The sequence below is a fragment of the Streptomyces sp. NBC_00287 genome (assembly GCF_036173105.1).
In the GTDB taxonomy this organism is placed as follows: domain Bacteria; phylum Actinomycetota; class Actinomycetes; order Streptomycetales; family Streptomycetaceae; genus Streptomyces.
In genome coordinates, this window is the sequence record NZ_CP108053.1 from 1351077 (window position 1) to 1356672 (window position 5596).

The following is a 5596-nucleotide window of genomic DNA, read 5'->3' on the forward strand; positions in this document are numbered from 1 at the left end:
GGTGTGGGCGGCGGGAGGGGTGCAGGGTGTTCGGCGGTCAGCCGATGCCGAGTTCCCTGTTGATCAGGGCGAACATCTCGTCGTCGGAGGCGGTGTCGAGTGAGGCGGAGGCCTCCTGCGGGGTATCGGCCGGTTCGGCGCTGTCCCCTTCTCCGGCCGTTTCCAGGCGCCAGACCAGGGACTGGAGCCGCTTGAGCAGCGCGGAGCGGCCCTTGGCGGTCGGCGGTGCGGCGGCGAGTGCCGCTTCCAGCCGCTCCAGTTCGCCCAGGGCTCGCCCGGTTTCCTCGGGTGCGATTCGGCTCTCCAGGTGGGCCGCGAGCGCCCGGGGACTGGGGTAGTCGAAGACGAGGCTGGTGGGCAGCCGCAGTCCCGTCACACCGCTGAGCCGGTTGCGGAGTTCGACGGCGGTGAGCGAGTCGAAGCCGAGGTCGGCGAAGTCGCGGTCGGCGTCGAGGGCGACGGAGCTGCCGTGTGCCAGCACCTCGGTCACGTGGCGGCGTACCAGCTCCTGGAGGACGGCCTGGCGTTCCTTCGCGTCCTTGCCCGCGAGTTGCTCGGCGAGGGTGGGGCCGCCGCTGTCGGCGGTCCGGGCGGAGGCGCGCCGTGCCGGAGTGGGGACGATGGCGTCGAGGAGGGGTGGCACCAGGCCTGCCTGGGCGTTCCGTCGGAGGGTGGGCATGGTGATCTCGACGGCGACGAGCAGGGCGTCGTCGCTGGTGCCCGCCGTGTCCAGGAGGGAGAGGGCCACCGGGGAGGAGAGCGGGGCCAGTCCGGAGCGGGTGATGCGGTCCAGGTCGGTCCGGTCGAGTCGGCCGGTCATGGCGCTGGTGTCGCCCCACAGGCCCCAGGCGACGGAGGTGGCGGGCAGCCCGTGGGCGCGGCGGTGGTGGGCGAGGGCGTCCAGGAAGGCGTTCGCGGCGGCGTAGTTGGCCTGGCCGGGGCCGCCGAAGACGCTCGCGGTGGAGGAGAAGAGGACGAAGGCCGAGAGGTCCAGTTCGCGGGTGAGGGTGTGCAGGGTGAGGGCGGCGTCCAGCTTGGGGCGCAGTACGGCCTCCACCTGTTCGGGGGTGAGGGCGGACAGGACGGCGTCGTCGACGACTCCGGCGGCGTGGACGACCGCGGTCAGCGGGTGCTCCGCGGGGATCTTGTCGAGCAGGGCGGTCAGCGCACCGGGGTCGGCGACATCGCAGGCGAACACCTCGGCGTCGGCGCCGAGCCGGGCGAGGTCGGCCACGAGTGCCTCCGCACGGGCCGAGTTGGAGCGGCTGGTGAGCAGGAGCCGGCGGACACCGTGCTCCCCGGCGAGGTGGCGGGCGACGAGGGTGCCGAGGGTGCCCGTGCCGCCGGTGATGAGCACGGTGCCGTCCTTGCGCCAGGCGGAGTCCCCGGCACGGGTCGGGGGCCGACGGGCGAGCCGCGGCACGAGAACCCGCTCCCCGCGCAGCGCGGCCTGCGGCTCACCCGCGGCGAGGGCGGCTCGTACGGCCTCCGCCAACAGTTCAGGGTCGGCGGAAGCGGCGGCGTCCACGAGCAGGAAACGGTCGGGATGCTCGGTCTGGGCGGTGCGTACGAGCCCCCACAGCGGGGCATGCGCGAGGTCGGTGACGTCCTCGTCGGCACGGGTGGCGACGGCGCCGGCGGTGACGACGACCAGCCGGGTCTCGGCCAGTCGGGGCTCGGCGAGCCATTCCCGCAGGGTGGCGAGGGTGCGCTGGACGGCGTCGTGCGCGGTCCCGGGGTCGTGCGCCGCCGGGGCGCCGGGGGAGGCGCAGGAGAGCAGCACAACGGGGGGCGCGGGAACGCCCGCGTCGAGTACGGCGGTGAGGGCGGCCAGATCGTCGTAGGCGGAGACGGTCGTACCGGCGTATTGGAGGCCCGCGGCGAGTGCCAGTGGGTCGGGACCGACGGTGGCCCAGGCCTCGTCGTGGACGGTCTCGGGGGCGGTGACGTCCAAGTCCCGCCAGTCGAGGCGGAAGAGGCGGTCGCCGTGGACGGGGGCGGCCGGGAGCTGTTCGGTGCTCAGCGGGCGCAGGGTGAGGGAGGCGGCGGTGAGTACCGGGCGGCCGGTCGGGTCGGTGACGGTGACCGTGGGGGACGTGCCGCCGGGGGTGAGCGCGACCCGGACCTGGCCGGCTCCGGCGGCGTGCAGGGTGACGTCCTGCCAGGCGAAGGGGAGCCGGATGGTGTGGGTCTCGGCGTCGGCGAGGACGCCGAGCGGGTGCAGGGCCGCGTCGAGGAGGGCGGGGTGCAGGCCGTAGGCGTCTGCCTCCGCGCGAATGGCTTCGGGAAGCGCGATCTCGGCGAAGACCTCGTCGCCCCGCCGCCAGGCGGCGGTCATGCCCTGGAAGGCGGGGCCGTAGCCGTAACCGGCGGCCTCGGCCTCGACGTAGAAGCCGGACACATTCACCGGCACGGCGCCGACGGGCGGCCACACCGACAGCTCAGCGGGAGCCGGGGCCGGGGCGTCGGTCAGGATGCCTTCCGCATACGGGATCCAGGGAGCAGCCGACTCTTCGGGACGGGAGTAGACGGCGAGGGGGCGATGTCCGTCCTCGTCGGCGGCGCCGACCACGACCTGAACCTGCACACCGCCCTGCTCGGGAAGGACCAGCGGCGCCAGAAGCGTCAACTCCCGTACGCCTCCGCACCCGACCTCGTCGCCGGCCCGGATCGCCAACTCCACGAAGCCGGTGCCGGGGAAGAGAACCGTGCCCGCGACGGCGTGGTCCGCGAGCCAGGGATGCGTCCGCAGCGAGAGCCGGCCGGTCAGGACCACTCCCCCGTCGGCGGCGAGACTCACGGCGGCGCCTAGCAGCGGATGGTCGGCCCCGCCCAGACCGAGCCCGGCAGGCTCTGCGGAGCCGCCGTCGACCTGGAGCCAGTAGCGCTCGCGTTGGAAGGCGTACGTGGGCAGGTCGACGCGGCGCGGATTGCGGCCGTCGAAGAGCGCGGCCCAGTCGACGTCGACGCCGCTCGCCCACAGACGGGAGACGGCGGTGGTGAACGTCTCCACCTCGTCGTGGCCACGACGCGTCGCCGGGACGAACAGGCCCTCCGCGCACTCGGCGCCCATCGCGGTCAGCGTCGCATCCGGACCCAGCTCAAGGAACTTGGTCGCTCCGGCCTCGGCCAGACGACCGATCCCGTCGGCGAAGCGCACGGCATCCCGCACCTGCCGCACCCAGTAGTCGGCGGTGCGTATCTCCGCGCCCGCCACCCGGCCCGACAGGTTCGACATCACCGGTATCCGCGGCTCGCCGTACGAGATATCCGCGGCGACCCGCTCGAACTCCCCCAGCATCGGCTCCATCAGCGAGGAATGGAACGCGTGGGAGACCGACAGCCGACGGCACTTGACCCCCGCCAGCCCGAAGCGTTCCCGCACCACCTCGACATCGCCCTCGGCCCCCGAAACGACCACTGAGGTCGGTCCGTTGACGGCAGCCACATCCACGGCACCGCCGACGGAGGCGAGCACGGTCTCGATCTCGGTCACACCGGCCTGCACGGCGAGCATCGCGCCACCGGCGGGCAGCGCCTGCATCAACCCGCCACGGGCCGCCACCAGACGACAGGCGTCCTCCAGCGAGAACACCCCAGCCACATACGCGGCGACCAACTCCCCCACCGAATGACCCATCACGAAGTCCGGGCGAACACCCCAGGACTCGGCCAGCCGGTAGAGAGCCACCTCTACGGCGAACAAGCCCGCCTGCGCGAATACCGTGCGGTCCAGCAGCGCCTCGTCGACCGACAGCGCCTCCGTCAGCGACCCCGGGAGAAGCCCCTCGAAGGCGGCGCACACCTCCTCCAACTCCCGTGCGAACACCGGGAATTCGGCCGCCAACTCCGCACCCATCCGAGCCCGCTGGGAGCCCTGCCCCGTGAACAGCACCGCAAGACGGCCATCGGCCACCGCACCGGAGGACTCGACGGAAGCCAGCCCCGCCCGTAGCTCCTCCGTGCTCCTCCCCCAGACCACCGCACGATGCGCCAGCCCTGCCCGCCCGGCCGCCAACGACCAGCCCACATCCACCGGTTCAAGCACGTCGGCGACCTCGGACAACCGCCCCGCCTGCGCCACCAACGCCTCAGCAGTAGCCGCCGACAACACCCACGGCACCACGCCACTCACCGGAATCGGAGGCTCCTCCGTTTCCTCCGCCTCGGGCGCCTCCTCCAGCACCAGATGCACGTTCGTTCCGCTGATGCCGAACGCGGAGACGGCGCAGCGGCGCGGGCGGCCCGTCTCGGGCCATGGGGTCGGCTCGGTGAGAAGGGCGATGTTCCCGGCGGACCAGTCGACGTGCGGGGTGGGCTCATCCACATGCAGCGTGCGGGGCAGTACGCCCTCCCGCATCGCCATGACCATCTTGATGACGCCCGCCATACCGGCGGCCGCCTGGGCGTGGCCGATGTTGGACTTGATCGACCCCAGCCACAGCGGCCGGTCCGCCGCTCGGCCCTGGCCGTAGGTGGCCAGCAGGGCCCGTGCCTCGATGGGGTCGCCGAGCGGGGTGCCGGTGCCGTGGGCCTCGACGGCGTCCACGTCGGACGGGTTGAGGCGGCAGTTGAGGAGTGCCTGCCGGATGACGCGCTGCTGGGCGGGGCCGCTGGGGGCGGTCAGACCGTTGGAGGCGCCGTCCTGGTTGACCGCCGCACCGCGGACGACCGCGAGCACCCGGTGGCCGTTGCGGCGGGCGTCGGAGAGCCGTTCGAGGACGAGGACGCCGACGCCCTCGGCGAGCCCCATGCCGTTGGCGTCGGCGGCGAAGGCCTTGCAGCGGCCGTCTGTCGCGAGTCCGCGCTGTCGGCTCCAGCCGGTGAACTCGTCGGACGTGGCCATGATGGCGGTGCCCGCGGCGACCGCGAGGCCGCACTCCTCGCGGCGCAGCGACTGCGTGGCGAGGTGGAGGGCGGTCAGCGAGGAGGAGCAGGCGGTGTCCAGGGTGACGGCGGGGCCTTCGAGGCCGAAGGTGTAGGCGATACGGCCGGAGACGATGCTGCTGGCGCTCCCGGTGACGAGGTGGCCCTCGAAGCCCTCGGGGACCGCGTGGATGCCGGATCGGTAGTCGAGCGGGTTGCAGCCGACGAAAACCCCGGTGGCGGTACCGCGCAGGGAGGTGGCGGGGAGACCGGCCCGTTCGAAGGCCTCCCAGACGACCTCCAGCAGGATCCGCTGCTGCGGGTCCATGGCCAGCGCCTCGCGCGGCGAGATCCCGAAGAGCCCGGCGTCGAACCGGTCGGCGTCATGGAGGAAGCCGCCCTCACGGACGTAGGTCTTGCCGTGCCGGTCGGGATCGGGGTCGTAGAGGTTCTCCAGGTCCCAGTCGCGGTTGCCGGGGAGCTCGGTGATGGCGTCGCCGCCTTCGGTGACGAGCCGCCACAGGTCCTCGGGTGAACCGATGTCTCCGGGGTAGCGGCAGGCCATGCCGACGATGGCGATCGGCTCGCGGTCCTTGTCCTCCGCGGCGGCCAGGCGGTTCTGGGCCTGGCGCAGGTCGGCGGTGACCCGCTTGAGGTATTCGAGGAGCTTCGCTTCGTTCTGCGCCATCGTCGACATCTCCACGGTGCTGGGGGGGTCGGGGGCCAGGGG

The 5596-nt window shown here is 73.1% G+C and carries 1 pseudogene; it reads right to left on the reverse strand.

The features are described 5' to 3' along the window. Nucleotides 1-37 precede the first annotated feature (37 nt). A pseudogene (locus OHT76_RS06205) lies at nucleotides 38-5506 on the reverse strand (SDR family NAD(P)-dependent oxidoreductase); the annotation flags it as partial. Nucleotides 5507-5596: the final 90 nt, after the last annotated feature.